This window comes from Bradyrhizobium mercantei (genome assembly GCF_001982635.1).
Lineage (GTDB): Bacteria > Pseudomonadota > Alphaproteobacteria > Rhizobiales > Xanthobacteraceae > Bradyrhizobium > Bradyrhizobium mercantei.
Genome location: NZ_MKFI01000002.1, coordinates 1,178,452 through 1,199,256, shown reverse-complemented (window position 1 = coordinate 1,199,256; position 20,805 = coordinate 1,178,452). Strand labels below are relative to the sequence as shown.

15 protein-coding genes are annotated in these 20,805 nt (G+C 62.6%); 8 read left to right on the top strand and 7 right to left on the bottom strand.

The annotated features are described in order from the left end of the window. The first annotated feature begins 16 nt into the window (after positions 1–16). From tnpB to BI327_RS13135, 7 genes are all read left to right on the top strand, one after another. Complete coding sequence (gene tnpB, locus BI327_RS13165; protein ID WP_083742044.1) at positions 17–172, top strand: IS66 family insertion sequence element accessory protein TnpB; 156 nt, start codon at positions 17–19, stop codon at positions 170–172. Positions 173–473: 301 nt separating this feature from the next. Further along, entirely contained in the window at positions 474–1,385 is a 912-nt protein-coding gene (locus BI327_RS13160) for an acyltransferase family protein (protein WP_076860621.1), read from the top strand. 420 nt (positions 1,386–1,805) lie between these two features. Beyond that, positions 1,806–2,741: a right-handed parallel beta-helix repeat-containing protein gene (locus BI327_RS13155; RefSeq protein ID WP_076860620.1), complete on the top strand. Its 936-nt coding sequence runs from the start codon at positions 1,806–1,808 to the stop codon at positions 2,739–2,741. Between the two features lie 263 nt (positions 2,742–3,004). Then, positions 3,005–3,442, top strand: a complete 438-nt coding sequence (locus BI327_RS43735) for a hypothetical protein (protein WP_159450441.1) — start codon at positions 3,005–3,007, stop codon at positions 3,440–3,442. A gap of 514 nt (positions 3,443–3,956) precedes the next feature. Beyond that, positions 3,957–6,035 carry a right-handed parallel beta-helix repeat-containing protein gene (locus BI327_RS43085; protein WP_245334784.1) on the top strand — a complete coding sequence of 693 codons (2,079 nt, stop codon included), beginning with the start codon at positions 3,957–3,959 and terminating at the stop codon, positions 6,033–6,035. 511 nt (positions 6,036–6,546) lie between these two features. Continuing rightward, entirely contained in the window at positions 6,547–9,273 is a 2,727-nt protein-coding gene (locus BI327_RS13140) for a type I secretion system permease/ATPase (RefSeq protein WP_076860619.1), read from the top strand. Next, entirely contained in the window at positions 9,260–10,687 is a 1,428-nt protein-coding gene (locus BI327_RS13135; RefSeq protein WP_076860618.1) for an HlyD family type I secretion periplasmic adaptor subunit, read from the top strand. The genes BI327_RS13140 and BI327_RS13135 overlap by 14 nt, the downstream gene beginning before the upstream one ends. 637 nt (positions 10,688–11,324) lie before the next feature. Here the strand turns inward: BI327_RS13135 and BI327_RS13130 are convergent. Next, on the bottom strand, positions 11,325–12,242 hold the full coding sequence (locus BI327_RS13130) for a LuxR C-terminal-related transcriptional regulator (protein ID WP_076860617.1): 918 nt from the start codon (positions 12,240–12,242) through the stop codon (positions 11,325–11,327). A gap of 474 nt (positions 12,243–12,716) precedes the next feature. On the opposite strand from BI327_RS13130, the gene BI327_RS13125 reads away from it, so the two are divergent. After that, a complete protein-coding gene (locus BI327_RS13125; protein WP_245334783.1) occupies positions 12,717–13,370 on the top strand; it encodes a LuxR C-terminal-related transcriptional regulator in 654 nt (217 codons plus the stop codon). A gap of 97 nt (positions 13,371–13,467) precedes the next feature. Here the strand turns inward: BI327_RS13125 and BI327_RS13120 are convergent, their stop codons facing one another. Genes BI327_RS13120 through BI327_RS13095 form a run of 6 tightly spaced genes read right to left on the bottom strand, consistent with a single transcriptional unit; the run spans position 13,468 to position 20,777 of the window. Beyond that, positions 13,468–15,828, bottom strand: a complete 2,361-nt coding sequence (locus BI327_RS13120; RefSeq protein ID WP_076860615.1) for a xanthine dehydrogenase family protein molybdopterin-binding subunit — start codon at positions 15,826–15,828, stop codon at positions 13,468–13,470. Positions 15,829–15,843: 15 nt separating this feature from the next. Next, positions 15,844–16,302, bottom strand: coding sequence for a (2Fe-2S)-binding protein (locus BI327_RS13115; RefSeq protein WP_076860795.1), 459 nt, complete (start codon positions 16,300–16,302; stop codon positions 15,844–15,846). 27 nt (positions 16,303–16,329) lie between these two features. Then, positions 16,330–17,223, bottom strand: coding sequence for an FAD binding domain-containing protein (locus tag BI327_RS13110; RefSeq protein WP_076860614.1), 894 nt, complete (start codon positions 17,221–17,223; stop codon positions 16,330–16,332). Continuing rightward, the gene (locus BI327_RS13105) at positions 17,220–18,233 is read right to left on the bottom strand and encodes an ABC transporter permease (protein ID WP_083742042.1); all 1,014 of its coding nucleotides are present in this window, start codon (positions 18,231–18,233) and stop codon (positions 17,220–17,222) included. Before BI327_RS13105 ends, BI327_RS13110 begins: the two co-directional genes overlap by 4 nt. Beyond that, positions 18,226–19,242: an ABC transporter permease gene (locus BI327_RS13100; RefSeq protein WP_076860613.1), complete on the bottom strand. Its 1,017-nt coding sequence runs from the start codon at positions 19,240–19,242 to the stop codon at positions 18,226–18,228. The genes BI327_RS13105 and BI327_RS13100 overlap by 8 nt, the downstream gene beginning before the upstream one ends. After that, the gene (locus BI327_RS13095) at positions 19,239–20,777 is read right to left on the bottom strand and encodes a sugar ABC transporter ATP-binding protein (protein WP_076860612.1); all 1,539 of its coding nucleotides are present in this window, start codon (positions 20,775–20,777) and stop codon (positions 19,239–19,241) included. The genes BI327_RS13100 and BI327_RS13095 overlap by 4 nt, the downstream gene beginning before the upstream one ends. Between the last annotated feature and the right edge of the window lie 28 nt (positions 20,778–20,805).

The window sequence follows — 20,805 nt, the reverse complement described above, 5'->3', positions numbered from 1 at the left end:
CTGGTGGCCGAAGCCGGTGGACTTCCGGTGCGGCGCCGACAGCCTCGTGGCGCTGGTGCGCGAGCAGCTCAAGCATGATCCGTTCTCAGGCACGATCTTCGTCTTCCGCTCAAAGCGGGCGGACCGCCTCAAAATCCTTGCCTGGGTGTCGCAACCAAGCTGCGGTGATTAAGTTCTGGTTTTGATATTAATATAAATAACTAAATTATTAAAGTGTTTAAATTGACTGGTGCTGGCACGGGCAACGTTCAGCAAGCGCGTCGCGCACCCTTCAAATTGCCCGACCGCTCGCGAGCGAACCCGTTGATTGTGTTGGGATAACGCCGACTTGGCAGAATGATCCGCAACTTTTTGGGCAGATCAATCTAACCCTTTTTCGCCCTCGGAAGCCGGGCGCTCGATATTTGATTTCTAAGTTGATTTAAATGTTGGTGTGGTTATTATTAAGGATCGGTTGTTGGTAAATCCTTCTAATGAGAGCTCCGAAAGCCAGCAGTAAATTTTATTTTCTCCAGGCGCTCCGCGCGATAGCCGCTTGGCTAGTCGTCGCAGATCATGCCCTGCTTGCTGTTACCCATAATGACCTCTCAAACCCGATGACATCTTTCGCTTGGGCGCTTGGCACCATTGGCGTCGACATCTTCTTCGTCATATCCGGCTTCATCATGGTGCACATCTGCTGGGATGATTTCGCCATGCCCGGCGCCGCACAGAAATTCATGCGACGACGCATTGTTCGCATTGTGCCGCTTTACTGGGTTGCCACCATAGCAGCGCTCGTCTTCCACAGGGCAAGCGATAAAGCACCCGAGGGATGGGCGGAATTGCTGCAATCCCTCCTCTTTATTCCGTACTACAACGAGAATGGCGGCTGGCATCCCATACTGAGCCAGGGCTGGACCTTGAACTACGAAATGATGTTCTACGCAATCTTCGCCGGGGCTCTGACATTCCCGCGTAAATTCGCCTTGCCAGGTATAGCAGTTGTACTGGGCATCTTCACTTCAGTCGGCTTGGTGTTGCCAACCGGCATCCTGAAATATCTGAGCTCCCCAATAGTACTTTGGTTCGTGGTCGGGGTAGCAATCGCCGCACTTTGGCGGTCGGCCGGTTTCGTGGAGCCGAAGGGTCTCGCAAGGTCAGTCAAGTTCCTGGAGCCTTTCGGCGACGCATCCTACTCCAGCTATCTCGTGCACGGGTTCGCGCTCACCATGCTGCTACGAGTCTGGGAAGCACCATCGGCATGGTTTGTACCGGTGGGCATGGTCGTTGCGGCAGGCGCCGGCCTTGGAGTTCACATTATGATTGAAAGACCAATGTTGCAGGCGATGACCAGGAGGAAGCCTTTGATCATCAGCTCAGGCGCCCAAGATGTTGGCCTGTAAACGGCAAAACAATTTTGACGCGGTCAGGATTCCTCGCAATGATCGTCGTCCTCGGTCATTTGATGTGGCTCCTACCTGGCAAATTTACGGCCACCTAAAAGTGGTGCGACGGCCGTGGATTGCTTTTTTGCGAATAGTGGCTTTTGATTTTACGAAGCTTCAGCCGCTCGAGATCACCATCTTGACTATGGAGCAACGACAACGGGCAGAAGGGCAGATTTGTGAAGCTTGGGCTCATGACGAGGACCGGTACACAGCAAAATGTTGAGAGTGTTTTTTATTACTGTCGGCATGGCTTGCGTTGGCGCAGGGGCCGCTCAGGCCGTTGACGGAATTTGCGGATCTGCAAACGGCAATTTGACCGGTACGGTGCCAACGACAAATCTGTGCAGCGCGGGCGTCCCTTCGCCGGCAGGATCTATGACCACGTATTACGTGAGCTCTGTAATCGGGCAGGACAGCAACGCAGGCACGTCTGCCAGTGCTCCTCTGGCCACTCTGCAGGCAGCCGCGAACCTGGTGAAAGCGGGCGACACTGTGGAGGTCATGAACGGTACTTATACGGCACCGGCGGGCGGTAGTGTGCTCAATATTACCACCAGCGGTACCGCGAGCGCGCCGATTACCTTCGAAGCCGCTCCCGGGCAAACGCCTGTCATTGATAGCTCGGGCACCTGGAACGGAATCAACATCCAGGCATCCTACATTAACGTCAAGGGTTTCACCGTAATAGGCGGTGCGGCCAACTACACGTTGAGTCAGGCATTGGCGGGGTATAGCACCGAAAGCGCGAGCCTCAATGGGAACGGCATAGCCGTTAATTCACCCGGCAATGGCATAGTTCCCAACCATATCACGATCGCGAACAACACGGTCTACAATCAACCCGGCGGTGGCATCGCTACAATCGGGGCTGACTATGTGCAGATCCTAAACAACACAGTCCACGACAACGCGCACTGGTCGGCGTACGGCGCTAGCGGCATCTCTGTCTTTACTTCGGCGAACCTGGACACGAATCCTGGTGTCCATTTCATCATAATCGGCAACCGGGCCTACAACAACGCCCAGTTGGTCCCGACGGCCGGCGACGGCACAATCACCGATGGTGAAGGTATCATCCTGGACACCAATACCGGATATGCGGGCCAAATCCTCGTCCAAAACAATACGGTCTACGGCAACGGTGGCCCCGGGATCGAGTCGCTCCAGACAGCCGACGCCGTCATCACCGGCAACACCGTCTATGGGAACAACACGCAACAACGTCTGCCGGCGAGCGACGCCGAAATCTTCATAAACCAGTCCAATAACAATACCGTAACCAACAACAACACGACCGCCCCTGAACGGTAACTCCTCGTTTTGGTTCTGGACCAACGGCCCGGCTAACCACGTCATTATTGGCGGATTCGTCATGACCGGTGGGGACGCGGCCCGGCCGCTACCATTCTCGTGGAAGAAAAATCGACAGTGGTAGTTGGCCCGTAACCATGCGCGGTGGGCCGCAAGCGTGCTGATCTGTCCAGTGAACGGTTAGACCTCGTCGGACTCTTGGACTCTTCGGTTTTCGGCTTGATCATCGCAACTGGCCCAGCGCAGGCGGGACGTCGGCGTGGATGAAATCGTCACCCTTAAAGAGCAGGGGCATCCGTCGCCTTGGCCAAGGCGTATGCGAAACAATCGCCGACATTGCGGTACGCAGGACGTGCGATGCGCGCCTGCTCCTTAGTAACCGGCTCAACCCCGATGCTCGCTTCTTTGAACAATTCATCAAAGCGCCGCCTCGCGATCGGATCCCGGCTTCCGTCTATCACGAGTGCGGCTTCGACAAAGTTGGCACTGGGATGTTGGGATGTTGGCGGGCCGACTACAACAACACACGACTGCGCTCGCAGCTCGGATTGAAGACCCCGTGCGAGTTCGCCATCACCTGCCAACCGCGCCGGGATCCGGCGCTGCGCTATGCCGAAGGCTCCGCGACAGCTCGTCGCTACAACCGTCCAATCCCCATAGTGCCCAAACCACCGCCGCTTTATTCAATCCGGCTTCTATGAGGTCGCGTTCACGACAAGAGCGCACCGTTCGCGCCTACTTTGCGACCTTACAGAACTCTCGAGATTGAATCCTTGAGATTGACGCGGTGGTGTCGAGGGTTGCTGCTCGCGAGGTTGAAATAGTGCGCCAACAATAACCATCGCAGTTTATGGACAAATAATTTTTCGATTATTTGTTCTCAAAGCGTCGGCGTCATCCTTCGGGTACGGCAAACCTGCCGATGTTGCGAGCATTTAAAATCGGAATCGGGCTGCAATGTGCGACCAACCTTTATTTATCTATCGGTATCAGACAGGCTGCGCCTCAAGCTTGACGGCGATGTCCACAACTTTCCTCAGCAAGTCCCAAGAATCGTCTTAAAAAAGTCTCGGCCCGCTGTGAATCAAAAATCGAAGCTGGATGGGCAGTTTCAGATGGCGGCGGTCGACTCGCCATGTTGATACGATCCTAGAAAATGCAACAACTTGGGCGCGGAGCTTCTTTGAAGCTGCCAGCGGCAGGAGACATGAATCCATGACGACGTACTATGTGAGCTCTCAGATTGGTAGCGACAACAATGCAGGCACATCTGCCACGGCCCCTCTGGCCACCCTGCAGGACGCCGCGAACCTTGCGAAGGCAGGTGATACCGTCCAGGTCATGAACGGTACTTATTCGCCGTTTACGATCAGCACCAGCGGTACTTCGAGCTCTCCTATCACTTTCGAAGCGGCCCCTGGCCAGACTCCCGTCATCAACAGCGCGGGCTATTGGAATGGGATCGACATCGAGGCATCCAATATCGTCATTAATGGCTTCACCGTCGTAGGCGGTGCGACGAAAATTACTCAGAGCCAGGCGATGGCGCAATACAGCGGCGGAGACCCGAACCTCAATGGCAACGGCATAATCGTTCAGTCACCCGGCAATGGCGTAATTCCGAACCACATCACGATCGAGAACAACACGGTCTATAACGAACCCGGCGGTGGCATCGCTTCGGTCGGAGCTGACTATGTGCAGATCCTGAACAACACTGTGCACGACAACGCGCACTGGTCGCCGTACGGCGCCAGCGGTATCTCTGTCTTTGAATCGAAGAACGTGGATACGAATCCTGGTGTCCACATGGTCGTAAGCGGCAACGTGGCCTACAATAACGCCCAGATGGTCCCGACCGGCGGCGTCAACAACACGATCACCGATGGTGAAGGTATCATTCTGGACACCAATCCCGGATTTACGGGCCAATTCCTCGTCCAAAACAATACGGCCTACGGCAACGGCAGCGCCGGCATCGAGGCGTTCCAGACGTCCAACGCCACCATCACCGGGAACAACGTCTATGGGAACAACACGCAACAACGTCTGTCGGCGAGCGACGCCCAAATTTTCATAAACACTTATGCGGGCAGCACCACGAACAACACGGTAAGCAACAACACTTTGACCGCGCCCAGTGGGACGCCCCCGACCAGTGCGCCTTCGACGCCGACGACCCCAACGACCCCAACGACCCCGACCACCCCAACGACCCCAACCACCCCCGTCAACGTCGCGCCGACAGTGACCCAGGCCTCCGCTTCACCGGGGACGGGAGTCGAGCACGTCGGCGATGCCGTCACAATGACGCTCGGCTTCAGCGAGGCCGTGACCGTCACCGGCACGCCGACGCTGTCGCTCAACGATGGTGCAAAGGCTACCTATATCGGTGGCTCGGGCACGAACTCGCTCACCTTCAAAACGACCGTCGCGTCGACCGACACGAATACTTCGGCACTCGCCATCACCGGGGTCAATCTCCCGACCGGCGCGAGCATCAAGGATTCCGGCGGTCTTGCTGCGAACCTCTCGGGCGCGGTGAAGACGTTCTCCGGTCTCCAGATCTCGACGTCGTCGACCACGACGCCGACAACACCGACCACCCCCACGACGCCGACCACCCCGTCGACCGTGACCAAGCCGGTGCTCCATGTCGCGGACACCTCGCTCTGGGTGGCCGGCAGAGGCGGTCATGTCGACCTGGGAGTGAACGTAACGACGACCGATCCCAACGACCTCGTCTCTGTACGCATCCAGGGACTGCCGAGGTACGAGACGATCACCACCAGCGATGGCAGCAAGTTCAGGGGCAGCGACATCACCTTGACGGCCGCGCAGGTCGACAGCGGCCTGACACTGACCTCGTCGTACAGGGGCGGAGGTCATCCGGTCGCGAACCTCACGATGACCGCGAGCGCGAAGGACCCGGTCACCGGCGCTGTGACGTCGGCGGCGCCGCAGACCATCACCGTGACGGATCCTCGGCCGTCCAATTGGTCGCCGCACACAACCGCAGCAGCAAGCACAGGGAGCCTGGCAAACCAGGGCTTTGCGCAGTTGCAGCAGCGTCTGGGGTCGGACACCAGCACGCTGGCGACCACCGCGCCGCAGACGACCTCCTGGTCGAGTCACGACACGGCCGGAGCGTCCCAGGCAAACCAGAGCTTTGCGCTGCTGAACCAGTCTATGGCGGGTAGCTCCGGTCGGGTCGACGGCGGTCAGATCGCGGCAGCCATTTCGAATGGCGCGACCTGGACACAGAACTCGTTCCTGACCAGGCCTCAACATTAAAGCACTGCCGCACCCAGGCGTACGGCGCCTGGGTGCGGCATCGTTTGAGATTTTGGAAACGCCGAGCAGCAAAGGTGGCCGCGACGGCAGCCGCTAAGGGCTCGTTGAAACCAATCCAGAACGGAGGATCGCCGGAACTGCCGTTTAACAGAAAGTCGATCGCACGGCGTCCGATTGATCGCGGGCGTGTGAGCTCAAAACGGCTGCATATACGTCAATTTCGGGCCCAACGTACGTGTGCATAAATCACAATTCGAAGGTTTTTTCGCCATTTTTGCTCATTAACCAGCCGGCTCAGCAGTCGGGGGGCAGTTTCCAAATATCCCACTGCTTTGAAATCTCCTCGCGGTTCGAGGCCCCAGTGCTTTGATATCTGCTTGCGCCTTGTTGGCTGCGAGCAGGCGTATGTCGCGCGCCTTGGCAATGGGCGGCATTGGAATTGCCAGTCTTTGGAAATGCATGAGAAGGAACACAAACGCGGCCGGGTAGCCGCGAAGGGTAGAATAAAGATATGGCGATCCAGGACGGAAATGCCCACGCAGCAGATCTAGGGCTTCGAGCGCTGGCTCTGTTCCTCCGCCTTCATGGCGTGAACACTGAACCCGATCAGCTCCGCGATCGCTGCGGAGATAATGGGATCGGCATCCGCGCAATGCTTCGTTGCGCGCGCGAATTCGGGGTCAAGGTCCGTTCGAGGACCACGGATTGGAAGCGACTAGCGAGCATCCAGCTGCCCGGAATCGCGTCGCTGCGTGACGGCGGATTTCTGCTTCTGGGAAAGATCGACGACCAGGTGGCGCTTGTGCTGCATCCGACCTCGTCGCATCCGCGCCGGATGACGCGCGCGGAATTCGAAGCGATCTGGGATGGCGGTTTGATTTCGCCCGGCTCACAGAGCCTCGCGCATCGGGCACTTCATGCGTTTGCCGGCATCCGCCCCCTCGGGGTTGGCTTGGGCGCCGGTCTGATGCGCCACGCCAGCGACGTCCTGATGCGTGCCCGCGATAGCTTCGTGACGAAGGCCCCTGACACCCTGACGCGCGGGCGTTTCGCCGCTCGCGGCGATATTGCGGACGAGGCGGTGGATACCGATTCCCCGGCCGCCAGCGTCGATTCCGAAGACGTCGATGAATCCGGACTCATTGCGCTCGCGATTTTGCTGCGTTGCCATGGAATCGCTGCCGACCCCGGCCAAATCCGCCACCGGGTGGGCGCGGCGCGCCTCGGCGTGACCGAAATCCTGCGCTGTGCCAAGGATTTCGGGCTCAAGGCAAAGGTGCAGAGGACGAGCTGGAACAGGCTTGCGATCACACCGCTGCCGGGAATTGCGTTGCTGCGCGACGGCAGCTTTCTGATCCTTGGCAAGGTCATCGACGACAAGCTTCTCGTTCAGCGCCCGCTGTCTCCGCGACCCGAAGCAATCACCCAGGCCCAGCTCGAGGCCATCTGGGACGGTGGCATCATCCTGATGGCCCGGCGCGCGAGCCTGACCGATCTCGCGCGGCGCTTCGATATCTCTTGGTTCGTCGGCGCCATGCAAAAGTATCGCCGCCTGCTCAGCGAGGTGCTGGCAGCGTCGTTCTTCCTGCAGATCTTCGCCGTCGTCTCACCGCTGTTCTTCCAGGTGGTCATCGACAAGGTACTCGTGCATCGAAGCATGAGCACGCTCGACGTTCTGGTCATCGGCCTTGTCGTGCTGACCGTGTTCGAGGCCATTCTCGAGACGCTGCGCGTCTATCTGTTCGCCCATACGACAAACCGTATCGACGTCGAGCTCGGTGCCCGGCTGTTCCGTCACCTGATGGCGCTGCCGATCGCCTATTTCCAGACCCGCCGCGTCGGCGATTCGGTGGCGCGCGTCCGCGAGCTCGAGAATATCCGCCAGTTCCTGACGAGTTCGGCGCTCACGCTGGTCATCGACCTTCTCTTCACCGTCGTCTTCCTTGCGGTGATGTTCTACTACTCGACGACGTTGACCTGGATCGTCGTGGCGTCGTTCCCGTTCTACATCGGTATCTCCGCGGGAGCCGCGCCGCTGTTCCGCGCGCGCCTCGATGAGAAATTCAATCGCGGCTCCGAAAATCAGGCCTTCCTGGTCGAGAGCGTCACCGGGGTCGAGACGCTGAAGGCCATGGCGGTTGAGCCGCAGATGCAACGCCGCTGGGAGGAGCAGCTCGCCGGCTACGTGGCCGCAAGCTTCCGCGTGCTCAGCCTGAACAACACGGCGAGCCAGGCAGTCCAGATGATCAACAAGCTGGTCATCGCCGCGACCCTCTACTTCGGTGCGCGGCTGGTGATCGGCGGAGACCTGACTGTTGGCGAGCTCGTCGCGTTCAACATGCTGGCCGCGCGCGTCAGCACGCCGGTGCTCCGGCTCGCGCAGGTCTGGCAGGACTTCCACCAGGCCCGTCTGTCGATCGATCGTCTCGGCGACATCCTTAACACCATTCCGGAGCCGAGCTTCACTCCAGCCCGCGCCTCCTTGCCGCCGATCCGCGGCCAGGTGAAGTTCGAGCACGCGACATTCCGCTACCGCATCGACGGCCCCGAGGTGCTGCACAACGTGTCCTTCAGCGTCGAGCCGGGCCAGGTCATCGGCGTCGTCGGCTCGTCGGGTTCGGGCAAGAGCACCATCACCAAGCTGATCCAGCGTCTCTATGTTCCGGAGAGCGGACGCGTACTGGTCGACGGCGTCGATCTCGCAATGGTCGACCTGAGCTGGCTGCGGCGCCAGATCGGCGTGGTCTTGCAGGAAAACGTGCTGTTCAACTGCACGATCCGCGACAACATCGCACTGGCCGATCCGGCCATGCCGATGGAGCGCGTCATCGAGGCGGCAACGCTGGCCGGCGCGCACGACTTCATCCTGGAGCTCCCCGAGGGTTACGACACCATCGTGGGCGAGCGCGGCAGCAGCCTGTCCGGCGGTCAGCGCCAGCGTATCGCAATCGCGCGCGCACTGATCACCGATCCACGGATCCTGATCCTCGACGAGGCGACCAGCGCGCTGGACTACGAAAGCGAGCGCGCGATCCAGCAGAACATGAGGCGAATCTCTGCCGGGCGGACCGTGTTCGTCATCGCTCATCGGCTGTCGACCGTGCGCAATGCGAACCGCATCATCACCCTCGAGCATGGCCGCATCGTCGAGGACGGCAGCCATGATGAGCTGATCCGCACCAACGGTCGTTACGCGAACCTTCATTATCTGCAGGCCGGTATCCATGACGTCCGCTAGCCGCAACATCGTCCCGTTTCCGAGACGCGAACTTCGCCGCAGGGAGCACGAAATTGCATTTCTGCCGGCGGCGCTCGAAATCGCCGAATCGCCGCCGTCGCCGATCGGCCGCGCGATCGGGGCGAGCATCATCGCGATGTTCTGTATCGCGCTGGTGTGGGCGACGCTCGGCAGCGTCGATATCGTCGCCACCGCGACCGGCAAGATCGTGCCGGGCGGCCGTACCAAGCTGATCCAGCCGTTCGAGACAGGTGTGGTCCGCGCCATCCGGGTCCGCGACGGCCAGAGCGTCAAGGCCGGCGACGTCCTCATCGAGCTCGACCCGACGATGACGGAAGCCGACCAGGAGCGCCAGAAGAGCGACCTGCTTGCGGCCGAACTCGACGCTGCGCGGCTGCGGGCCGCACTCACGCCGGATCCGCTCGCCGCCTTCCGTGCGCCGCAAAACGCAAGCGCCGCCGAGATCGAGATGCATCGCCAGTTCCTGATCAGCCAGCGTGCCGAGCAAGACGCCAAGCTTTCCGAAATCGAGCGGCAGCAGGGTCAGAAGGAAGCGGAACGGGCGACCACATCGGCGGCCGCTGCCAAGCTGGAAGCAACCATCCCCGTGCTGCAGGAACGGGTCGATATCCGCAAGGGCCTCGTCGACAAGGCTCTGGCGTCTAAGGTCGTCTATCTCTCCGAGTATCAGGAGCTGGTCGCCATGCAGCAGGATCTCGTGCTGCAGAAGAGCCGGCTGCGCGAAGCCGATGCGGCGATCGCGTTGCTGAAGGAAACCAAGGAAAAGACTGCCGCGGAGTATCGCCGCGCGACCTATGATGCGCTTGCGAAGGCCGAGCAAAAGGTTGCGAGCGCCGCACAGGAGGTGGTCAAGGCGGATCGGCGCACGAAGCTCCAGCGTTTGACCGCACCGGTCGACGGCGTCGTGCAGCAGCTTGCCGTTCATACGGTGGGAGGAGTGGTGACGCCGGCTCAGGCGCTGGCCGTGGTGGTCCCGAGCGAGAGCCAGCTCGAAATCGAGGCCATGCTCTCCAACCGCGACATCGGATTCGTCCATCCGGGGCAGAAGGCGGAGATCAAGGTCGATACCTTCAACTTTACGCGCTACGGGCTGCTCCACGGCGACGTGCTCAGCGTGTCGACGGATGCCATCACGCGCGACAGGTCACAGGGCGGATCGAATGACCGGACATCGGGCGCAACGCAGAGCAGCAGCGAGCCGAAAGGTCAGGAGCTGGAATATGCCGCGCGCGTTTCGCTCGATCGGACGCACATGCAGATCGAGGACAAGCTCGTCAAGCTTGGCCCGGGCATGGCGGTGACGGTCGAGATCAAGACTGGCACGCGCAGGATCATTAGCTATCTGCTCTCGCCGCTGGCACGGTACAAGCAGGAGTCTCTGCGGGAGCGCTAGACGAGGCCGAGGCATTCTGGAGCGGAGATCATACGACTCTACAACGAAGGCGCGTCCGTCGATCTGCCTGGAGCGTCGCACCGTTCGTCCGGTGATGTCGTGGCAGAGTGCTCTCGCGACATCGAGGCCGTTGTCGTCCACGAAGACGCGAAACTGCGCCCCGGTTGCGTGGATTGAAGTCTATTGTCCATCCTGCCTGTCGAAGCGATAGTCAATGTCCATTATTCCTGCATAGAATATGAACAAGGCCAGAAGGGCAAAGGATTGGTCGCTTGTGGTGAGATCGCCGGCATCAGCGCGGGCTCTTGCATCGCCTCAATTCTGTGCGGGCGGCGGCCTCGCTGGCAGTCGCTGTCGTCTACAACGTGAATGCCGAGTGCGACCACCGCAATCGCTACGCAACGGCGCCTCCGGTCAACAAGATCATTTCCGCTTCCGTTTCGCGCCTAAGTGGTCAATTCTTGCCGCGGGCGAAATCAATCCCGCTAAAGCCGAGCGGTGTAGAGGCGGGCACCGATGGTGAACCACCGCACAGTCGCCTGGTGCCGCATCCATCCGTGCCGTGCGGCACGGATTCCGAGCCCGACGTCCCGCCGCAGGTTACCTGGCGGGGGGCGCCAGACCGGATGAGTTTCGGCTATTTGCGGATCGCCCTGTCGAGTTTTGAGCTCATACCCTTGTGGACGTGGCCGTTTGTAAGCGGCATTTCAAAGTAGCTTGCCGCGTGGTCGATTGCGCTAAGCGGCGCAGGCCGGCCGGCCGTCGTGATCTTGGAAGAGTCCCTCTGGGGTGGCAGTGGACGCTCGACTGCGTCGGCGGCCTGATGCGCAGTCCTGTTGGACAGCCAAACCGCAGGTCGATGGTTCAACCCCCAGATCGCTGCCTGTGTTCTGTTCTGAACACGGATCTTACGAAGGATCGCCTTGATGTGAACCTTCACCGTGGCTTCGGCAATATTGATCTTGCGGGCAATGCACTTGTTGGAATCGCCCTCGATCAGGCACTGCAGAATCGAGATTTCCCTCGGCGAGAGTTGCGGCGCGAGCCTGTCATTCGCCTCTGCGACGGCGGGATCGTCATCGCTGGATGCAGCAGCATCGTCTGCGTCGCGTTCTTCAGCGTCGAGCGCAGACGTCAGGAATGCCGGCGGGAAGACCGTCCCGCCCATCATGACGAGTTCGATGGACTTGATGAACGCATCGCAATTCATCACGTCGATGAAGTATCCGGTGGCACCGGCCCGAAGTGCGCCAGCCAGGTCGCCCAAACGATATTGATCTGCGACGACGGCTACGCGTCCATCGGCGTGACGGCGCTTGAAGGAATCGATCTGCTCGATCGTCGGACGAAAATCATCGCCGGTGTGAACGATGAGGAGCAGCACTCCCAGACTGTTGGGGACCTTCTGGTGCGTGTCGTTGCCGAGCAAATGATCGGCATCGGATATCGAAGCCAGAACTTGAAAACTCTCTGCGTTCAGAATTCTGGCAAGGCCTTCTTTGCGGAGACTATTTTCACCAGTAAGCACAATGGAAAAAGGATAACGCCGTCTCATGGAAACTCTCCCGGACGCTACAATGAAAAAACAAGCGGCTGCTCGGTTGACTCCGGTACATATTTTTGATCGCCCGCCCAGTTAGAAAGAACAACGTATGAAAAATGCTTCCGTCAGATTTGGTCGATTGGGGGACGAAAAAGTCCCGAGCCCACTTAAATATTTAGGAATGTTAGATGCTAATCCCCAATATCCCTATATACCGTTGGTTATAGGCATTTTGGGACCCCGGAAGACTGCGGCTTCGGCGGGCGGGCGATCGCTTTCTCCCGTTGATGAAGACGCTCGCTTGGGGTGAGTCGGCGCGCCGCTGCGATCACGCGTTGCTGAAATGCGGCCTATTGGCGCGCTCGGGTAGTAGATTCACGGGCGCCAGAAACAACAAAACATTACGGAAATGCTCAATATTGGAGTAACTTATCAATGAAATGGGCGCCGAGCTGAACCTGAAGGGGGACCGAGGATTGGTCGTAGATGCATTTCAGTCGTGTGGTGATTGCTAGCAGATATCCAGTTGTTTTATTGGGTTTGAACTGCCTGCTCGAAGCGGAACGTGATTTCCAGGTTGTTGCTCGTTGCAACGACAGTGCGAGCTGTTTCGAAGCGATCCGGGGCGTTGCGCCCGACATAGCCATTTTGGACATGTCGATGCCTGACGTTCTTGGGCAGGCGATGCTGGATATCGCAAATTCGAGCACGCCTCCTGTGCGGCTCGTGTTCCTGGCTACCTCGATCGAGGATCGCGATCTCGCCGCGTTGGCGGCGGCCGGCGCTTATGGCGTCATCCTGAGCGAGGAGGAGCCCGAAACTCTGGTGCAGACATTGCGCCAGGTCGCGGACGGCCAGAGAATGTTGCCGCTGCCGTCGGAGGAGCCGATCTCCCGTGCGCAAACCGCGATCCCGGAGAAGTACCTTGCGATGCTGACGGATCGCGAGCGTCAGATCATGCGGTTGGTGTCGGAGGGCTTGTCGAACAAGGAGATTGGCCGCCGTCTGAAAGTGGCGGACGGCACCATCAAGGTTCACCTGCACCACATCTTCCGCAAGCTCGAGATCAGCAACAGGACGGTGCTTGCGACGCTCGCGGTCTCGCACTCCGGGCCAGGTGGCGGATTTCCGTCTACCTAACACGCGATGTCGCGCGAGCCTGGAACGTTGCCCCCTTGGCTTGAGTCTCCGGACTTTCGCGGCGTACGGCCGCGGTATTGCTCCGAGCCGACATTGCCTAGAGCCCCTTGTGAGGACGAACAAGGTTGTCCGCCCACACCTCGGCAACGTGCGACAATGCGAGCTCCGGCTTGTGGCCAAGTAGAAGTGCGAGCACGCGCGGTGGCGTCAGCGGCAGCTCCTGCACCCGCTTTGCCGTCGCATTCGCAACCGCGCAGGCAACAGCCGCGCCGACATTGAGGATCGGCACCTCACCGGCGCCCTTGGTGCCGAGCGGACCGATCGACGGCGCACCTTCATAGAGACTGATTTCGACCGGCACGACGTCGAGCGCCAGCGGCACGCGATAGGTCTCGAAACCGTTCTGGCAAACGCGGCCATTGCCGCCGATCGTGACTTCCTCGTACAACGCGTAACCTAGCCCCTGCACGACACCACCCTGGATCTGGCCGTGGATGGCGCGCGGGTTCAGCGCACGGCCGACGTCCTGGACCACGCGATAGCTGAGCACCTCGACGTGTCCGGTCTCGGGATCGACGGCGACCTCGCAGTCGTGCACGGCGAACACGGGGATGTCGATCGCGTCAATGAAATGTCCGGCCACGCAGCCCGGCATCGCCGGCACGCCGGCGCCGGTGAAGGCGCCGGTGCCGGAGACCGGGCCGCCCAGCGCCTGGGCGCGGGTTGCGACCTCCGTGACCGTACGGCCCGAGCCCGGCGCACCGGCGATCTCGATACGCCCGTCGCGCATGACGAGATCATCGGGCGCAGCCTCGATCATCTCGGAGGCGACCTTCAGCAGCTTGGTGCGCACCTCCTGCGCGGCCGACAGGCTGGCGGCGCCGAGCGAGACGGTGGTACGACCGCCGCCGACGCCGACGTCATAGCCGGCCGCATCGGTATCGGCTGCGCGCACGATGACATGCTCGGGCGCGATGCCGAGCGTGCTGGCGACGATCTGCGGCAGGCTCTGCATCATCGAGCCGGATCCGATTTCAACGCCCGACGTGACCAGCGTCGCGGTGCCGTCGGCATTCATGTTCACCGTCGCGGCCGACGGGCCGACGAAGACGAACCAGGTGCCGACGGTGGTCGCGCGGCCATAGAGCCGTCCGTCGCCGCGCGCCGGCGGCGGCGCTGCCGCATCGCGCAGCGTATCCATCCGCTCGAGCATCGGGCCGAGCACGTCGCCTTCGAAGACCTGGCCGGTGGCGCCGATGTCCCGGTCGCCGAGCACGTTGCGGCGGCGGAAGGTGAGTGGATCCATTCCGATCCTGGCTGCGATCTCGTCGGTGTGCCGCTCGAGCGCAAAGGTGTTGTAGACGCCGTTGCAGCAACGGAACGCGCCGTTTGGCGCCGTGTTGGTGTAGACCGCACGCGAGACCATGCGCACGCTGCCGAGCCTGTAGTTGCCGCCGAGTGTGTGCGCGGTCATGGTGGTCAGGAAGATCTGCTCGCCGCCATAGGCGCCGCAATCCATCAGGACGACGGCCTCGCGGCCCACGATGTCTCCCTCGCGCGTCACCGCGGAGCGGATGCGGATATCGGCGTTCTCGCGGAACAGGCAGGTCAGCATCTCCTCCTCGCGCGAATTGACGAGGCGCACCGGCCGGCCGCTGGCGCGGGCGAGCAGGGCGGCGAAGGGCTCGATCGCCAGATCGAATTTGAGACCGAAGCCGCCGCCGACCGGCGGCACCGTGACGCGGACTTGCGATGCGGGGACGCCAAGCACGCGCGCGGTCGCATTGCGGATGCTCCAGGGGACTTGCGTCGACGTCTCGACATGGAAGCGCCCGTCTTCGTAGCTTGCGACCACAGCGCGCGGCTCGAACGCGACATGGTTCTGCCGGCCGACACGGAACGAGCTCTCGATGATCTCGACGTCGGGCCGGGCAAAGGCGGCATCGACGTCGCCGCGAACCACGGTCGCTTCCCAGGCAACGTTGCCGCCACGCGCGCCGCCCTCGAGCAAGACCTCATAGCTGCGCCAGTCCGGATGAACCAGCGGCGCGCCGGGCGCGAGCGCATCCGCCATGGTCAGCACTTCTGGCAGCGGCTCGATCTCCAGGTCGATCGCCGCCAGCGCGGCATGCGCCTGCGCCAAATCGACGGCTGCGACCGCGGCGAGCGGTTCGCCGTCGTAGCGAATGACGTCGTGGGCGAAGAGGGGATGATCGGCGATGCCGATCCCGATCATGCCGGGCGCATCTGCTGCCGTCACGATCGCCCGCACGCCCGGCATCCGGGCCGCTCTGGACGTATCGAGGCGAATGATCCGTCCCGCTGGCAAGCTGGCGCGCAGCACCGCGGCGTGCAGCATGCCCGGCAGGTAGCGATCGATGGTGTAGCGCGTCCGGCCACGCAGCTTGTCGGCGGCGTCACGCCGGCGCAAATCCATCGTCGCGGAAACGTCGGACATGCTTGCGCCTCCCGATCAGGTCGTGGCCAAGGCGAGCAACGTCGCCTCGACGATGCGTTCATAGCCGGTGCAGCGGCAGATATTTCCGGTCAGCGCTATCAGGATATCGTCACGTGTGGCATCCGGCCGCGTCGTCAGGAGATGCGTCAGGCTCACCACCATGCCGGGAAAGCACATGCCGCATTGCACGGCATCGCTGGCCTCGAGCGCGGCCTGGATGCGGTTCAATTGGCCGAGAGGCGCAAGGCCTTCGACTGTCCGGATCTCGCGGCCATCCGCGAGTGCCGCGGGCAGCAGGCACGACGGAGTGGGCTCGCCGTCGACCAGCACCATGCAGGCACCGCAAAAGCCCTCGCGACAAACCGGCTTCGCGCCGGTCAGATGCAGCTCCTCGCGCAGGATATCCACCAGCGGGGTGGCAGGGTCGGCCGTGGAGGAGAGGCGATCGCCGTTCACACTCAGGTTGAATCCCATGTTGAATCCCATGTCATTCCCGCGCATTCATGAGCCAAGAGTAGCGATCGCCGCGCGGCGGACGAGGCCGGCTAGCACGCTGACGCGATACCAGCCCGGTGCGTCGACGCTGTCGCGGCCGGCGAACTCGTCGGTCAACTCGGCCGCAGTCCGTGCCGCCGCGGCGGCGTCGAGCGGACGTCCGAGCAGCGCCGCTTCAAGCCGCTCCCATCGGCGCGCAACCGGTTCGACTGAGCCGACCGCGACCCGTGCCGTCTGGACACGACCGGCCGTATCGATGGTGACCGACAGACTGACGATCGCGACCGGATAGTCGCCCGATTTGCGCAGCGGCAGGCGGACATGGGCCGTCCGGCGTTCGGCTCGCGGCACGATGATCCGTGTCAGCAGGAGGCCGGGAGCGAGCGTTGATCGGACCTTGAGGAATTGCGCCAGGCTGATGCGCTCGCGACTGTCGCGGCCCGCGATCTCGACATCGGCATCCAGACAGAGCAGCGCCGGCACGCAATCCGCCGCGGCGAATGCCGATGTCGACAGATTGCCGCCGATGGTCGCCATCGCGCGAATAGCGGGGTTGGCGGCGCGTCCGGCAGCCGCGGCGAGGCCGGCAAATTCCGGAAGGTCGGCCAAGGCGGCCGCAAGCGCCGCGTGCGTGACCGCCGCGCCGATCTCGACGGCATCGCTGCCGATCCGAACCGCGGACAGCTCGGCGAGCCTTCCGATTGCGACATAGTGGGTCCCGAGCGGCTCGTGCCGGATCGGCGATCGCATGATCCATGTGCCGCCGGCGAACGGAGCACCTGCGGCACCGTATTCGCCCAGCGCATCGAGTGCGGCCTCGAGCGAGGTGGCGACGTAGATCGACGTCGGCGCATTGCGTGCCGCGACCGCGACGGCCGGGGTGGGAGAGCCTGACGTCATTGGCTCCGCTCCTGCCGTAGGCGATCCAGCAGCACGCCTACGATGACGATGGCGCCGAGCACGACCATCTGCACGTAGCCGTCGATCCGGGTGAGGTTCATGCCGTTGGAGAGGATGGTGATGAACAGGGCGCCGAGCACGGCGGTGCCGACCCCGCCGCGGCCGCCGGCCAGGCTGGTTCCGCCGACCACGGCGCCGGCAATCGCCTGCAACGAGAGTGCGCCGCCGAGGTTCGGTTCGCCCGAGCCGGTCCGCGCCGTCATCATGATCGCGCCCAGCGCAGCGAGGCCCGAGCACAACACGTAGGTCGCGACCAGGATGCGTTTGACCGGCAGGCCGGCGACCGCCGCGGCGCGCGGGTTGGTGCCGATCAGGTAGAGCGAGCGGCCGAACACGGTGCGCGCCAGCAGCAAATGCAGCCCGGCGCCGACCGCGACAGTGATCGCAATCGCCGCCGGCACGCCGAAGATGCTGCCGCTGTAGAAGATCTGCGAGAACGGCGCGGGCACGCCCTGCACCGGCCGTCCGGACGAAAGCGTGGTCGCAATCCCGATTGCGATATTGTAGCTGCCGAGGGTCGCGACGAAGGGATTGACCCCGAGCAGCGCGACGACCACGCCGTTGAACAGGCCGCACGCGATGCCGAGGGCAAATCCGGCGCCGAGCCCCGCGAGCAGCACGGCAGCCGCGCCGTGGCCCGACGCCGTGGCGCCGGCCATCGCCAGCGCGCTGCCGACGCTGACCATCGATACGGTCGGGCCAAGGGCAAGGTCGAAGCCGCGGGTCAGGATGACCACGGTCTGCGCCATCGCGAACAGCGCCAGATAGCTGGTCTGCTGCGCGATGTTGAGCAGATTGGCCGGCGACAACACGCCGTGGTCGACGGCGGCGAAGCCTAGCAACAGCACCGCCAATGCGACCGGCAGCACCGCATTCCAGAGCCGGCGGCCCAGTGCGAGCTTCGGGCGGTCGGTGTCCTTCGTGACGACGGTCAATTCGAGGTCAGACACGCGGCTTGCTCCGTCGGCTGAGTTCGTCGAGCGCCACGGCGGCGACCATGATGACGCCGAGGAAGACCGGCTGAAGCCGCGAGTCGACGTGCAGGAGGTTGAGTGCGTTGCCGAGGATGGTCAGGAACAGCGCGCTGACGGCGACGATCTCGATGCGCCCGACGCCGCCGCGCAGGCTGACGCCACCGATGACGGCGGCGGCGATCGATTGCAGCATCATCCGGTCGCCGCCGAAGCTGGCCTGGCCGGAGCCGACCTGCGCCGTCAGCAGAATGCCGGTCAGTGCCGCAAGGACGCTGGAGACGACGTAGGTGCCGACGATGTGGCGCCGGATCGAGACGCCCGACACCACCGCCGCATCGACATTGCCGCCGATCGCGTAAACGTAGCGGCCGAACAGCGTGCGCCGCTGTGCAAACACCATCGCCAGGATCACGATCAGCGCGACGTGGGCGGCGGTCGGCAGACCGAGCGCCTGGGCGCGGCCGAAGCCTTTCACGAAGAGCTCGGGCATGCCGTAGACGGGGATGCCGTTCGTGATCATGAGGCCGACACCGGCGGTCGCGGACATCGTGCCGAGGGTCACCACGAAGCCGGAGACCTTGAGCCGTGCCACGCAGAAGCCGTTGACGAGCCCGACCACGACGCCGCAACCGAGCCCGGCCGCGACCCCGCTTGCGATGATGAGGCCGTTGGAGCCGGGAAAGGCGGCTGAGGTCGCCGCCATGGTTTTTGCAGTGACGACGCTCGCGAGGGCGACCACGGCGCCGACCGAGAGATCGAAGCCGCCCGCGATGATGACCAGCGCCTGGCCGCAGGCGACGATCGCCAGCAGCGAAGCGTTGCGCAGGATGTTGAGGACATTGATGATGCCGTAGAACTGCGCATCGACCGCCGACATGCCGGCCACCAGCATCACCAGCAGGGCCGGCAGGAGCCCGATCCGGCCTGCGATCGACCGCAGGCTGATCACGTGTCGTGGCGCGGCGGCGACCAGGGCCGTGTTCATGCGACCTCCGCGGTGAGATGATCGCGGAAGAAGCTTGAAAGCACGTTCTGCTCGGTCTTCTCAGTGCCGGTCAGCTCGGCGGCGATGCGGCCCTGATGCATGACATAGAGCCGGTTCGACAGCGCCAGCACCTCAGGCAATTCGGAAGACACCACGATCACGGCGGCGCCGGCCTCGACGAGGCGCTTCATGAACTCGTAGACCTCGAGCTTGGCGCCGACGTCGATGCCGACACTCGGCTCGTCGAACAGGAACACGGTCAGCTCGCGGGTCAACGCGCGTCCCAGCATCACCTTCTGGCGATTGCCGCCCGACAGCGCGCCGGCGCTCCGCTCGATGTTCGGCGGCCTCAGCTGCAACTGATCCATGATGCCGGCGATCGTCGCGCGCTCGGCGGCCTGCCGTAATACGCCGAAGCGGGCGAAGCTGGGCAGGTCGAGCCCGGTCATCGACGCGTTCTCGCGGATCGGACGCGACAGCGCCAGCCCTTCGGCGATCCGGTTCGCCGGGAAGTAGGCGACACCGCGCTTGAGGCTGTGCCTCGGGGTCGGGAGCTCGTAGGGCAGGCCATCGATCCGGATCATGCCTGACGTCGCGGGCTCGATGCCGTAGATGGCGCGGATCAGTTCCGACTTGCCGCAGCCGACGAGGCCCGCGATGCCGGTGATCTCGCCGGCCCGGGCATGGAAATTGACTTCCCTGACGCTGCCGTCGGCGAGCGTCAGGTTCTCGACGTCGACCATCACTTTGTCGGGCCGGTGCGCGATGGCGGGAAACAGCAGGTCGATGGCCCGGCCGGTCATCAGCTCTACCAGCTCGCCGTCCGTCGAGGTCGCGGCATCGAGGGTCCGGATGTGCCGGCCGTCGCGCAGCACCGTGACGCGGTCGGCCAGGGCGCGGATTTCGCGCATGCGATGCGAGACGTAAATCAGCCCGACATTCTGGCTCTTGAGGCGCGCGATCAGCTCGAACAGCCGTCCGGTCTCGCGCTCGGTCAACGAAGCGGTCGGCTCGTCGAGGATCAAGAGGCGGACGCGGCCGAGCAGGGCCTTGGCGATCTCCGCCATCTGCTGATGCGCGCGGGAGAGGTCGTCGACCCGTTGCGATGGATCGAGGTCGAAGCCGAGCTCGTCGATCAGCGCCCTGGCGCGCTTGCGCATCTCGCCTGAGCGCAACACGCCGCCATGCGTGACTTCGCGGCCAAGGAACAGGTTCTCTTCCACGGTGAGGCTCGGGACCAGCGAGAACTCCTGAAACACCGGACTGATGCCGATCGCGCGCGCCCGCTGCGGCGTCAAGTGGTGGATCTCCTCGCCGCCGAAACGGAACGCGCCCTCGTCGGGCGGAAACGTTCCCGACACGACATTGATCAGGGTCGATTTGCCGGCGCCGTTCTCGCCGAACAGGACGTGAAGTTCACCGGCGCGAACATCGAGGTCGACGCGGTCGAGTGCACGGACGCCGGTGAATCGCTTCGATATCCCCCGCAATCGAAGCAGAGGCTCGGCCGGTGCTGGGTCGATCTCGACGTACATCGGCTTCTCCGTGGGGCCGCAAAGGCGG

Coding starts and splice junctions, on each gene's coding strand:
- BI327_RS13155 (WP_076860620.1), top strand. CDS start 1,806: ATGACCACGTATTACGTGAGCTCTGTAATCGGGCAGGACAGCAACGCA.
- BI327_RS13100 (WP_076860613.1), bottom strand. CDS start 19,242: ATGAACACGGCCCTGGTCGCCGCCGCGCCACGACACGTGATCAGCCTG.
- BI327_RS13110 (WP_076860614.1), bottom strand. CDS start 17,223: ATGACGTCAGGCTCTCCCACCCCGGCCGTCGCGGTCGCGGCACGCAAT.
- BI327_RS13120 (WP_076860615.1), bottom strand. CDS start 15,828: ATGTCCGACGTTTCCGCGACGATGGATTTGCGCCGGCGTGACGCCGCC.
- BI327_RS13130 (WP_076860617.1), bottom strand. CDS start 12,242: ATGAGACGGCGTTATCCTTTTTCCATTGTGCTTACTGGTGAAAATAGT.
- BI327_RS13135 (WP_076860618.1), top strand. CDS start 9,260: ATGACGTCCGCTAGCCGCAACATCGTCCCGTTTCCGAGACGCGAACTT.
- BI327_RS13160 (WP_076860621.1), top strand. CDS start 474: ATGAGAGCTCCGAAAGCCAGCAGTAAATTTTATTTTCTCCAGGCGCTC.
- BI327_RS13095 (WP_076860612.1), bottom strand. CDS start 20,777: ATGTACGTCGAGATCGACCCAGCACCGGCCGAGCCTCTGCTTCGATTG.
- BI327_RS13140 (WP_076860619.1), top strand. CDS start 6,547: ATGGCGATCCAGGACGGAAATGCCCACGCAGCAGATCTAGGGCTTCGA.
- BI327_RS43735 (WP_159450441.1), top strand. CDS start 3,005: ATGAAATCGTCACCCTTAAAGAGCAGGGGCATCCGTCGCCTTGGCCAA.
- BI327_RS43085 (WP_245334784.1), top strand. CDS start 3,957: ATGACGACGTACTATGTGAGCTCTCAGATTGGTAGCGACAACAATGCA.
- BI327_RS13125 (WP_245334783.1), top strand. CDS start 12,717: ATGCATTTCAGTCGTGTGGTGATTGCTAGCAGATATCCAGTTGTTTTA.
- BI327_RS13115 (WP_076860795.1), bottom strand. CDS start 16,302: ATGGGATTCAACCTGAGTGTGAACGGCGATCGCCTCTCCTCCACGGCC.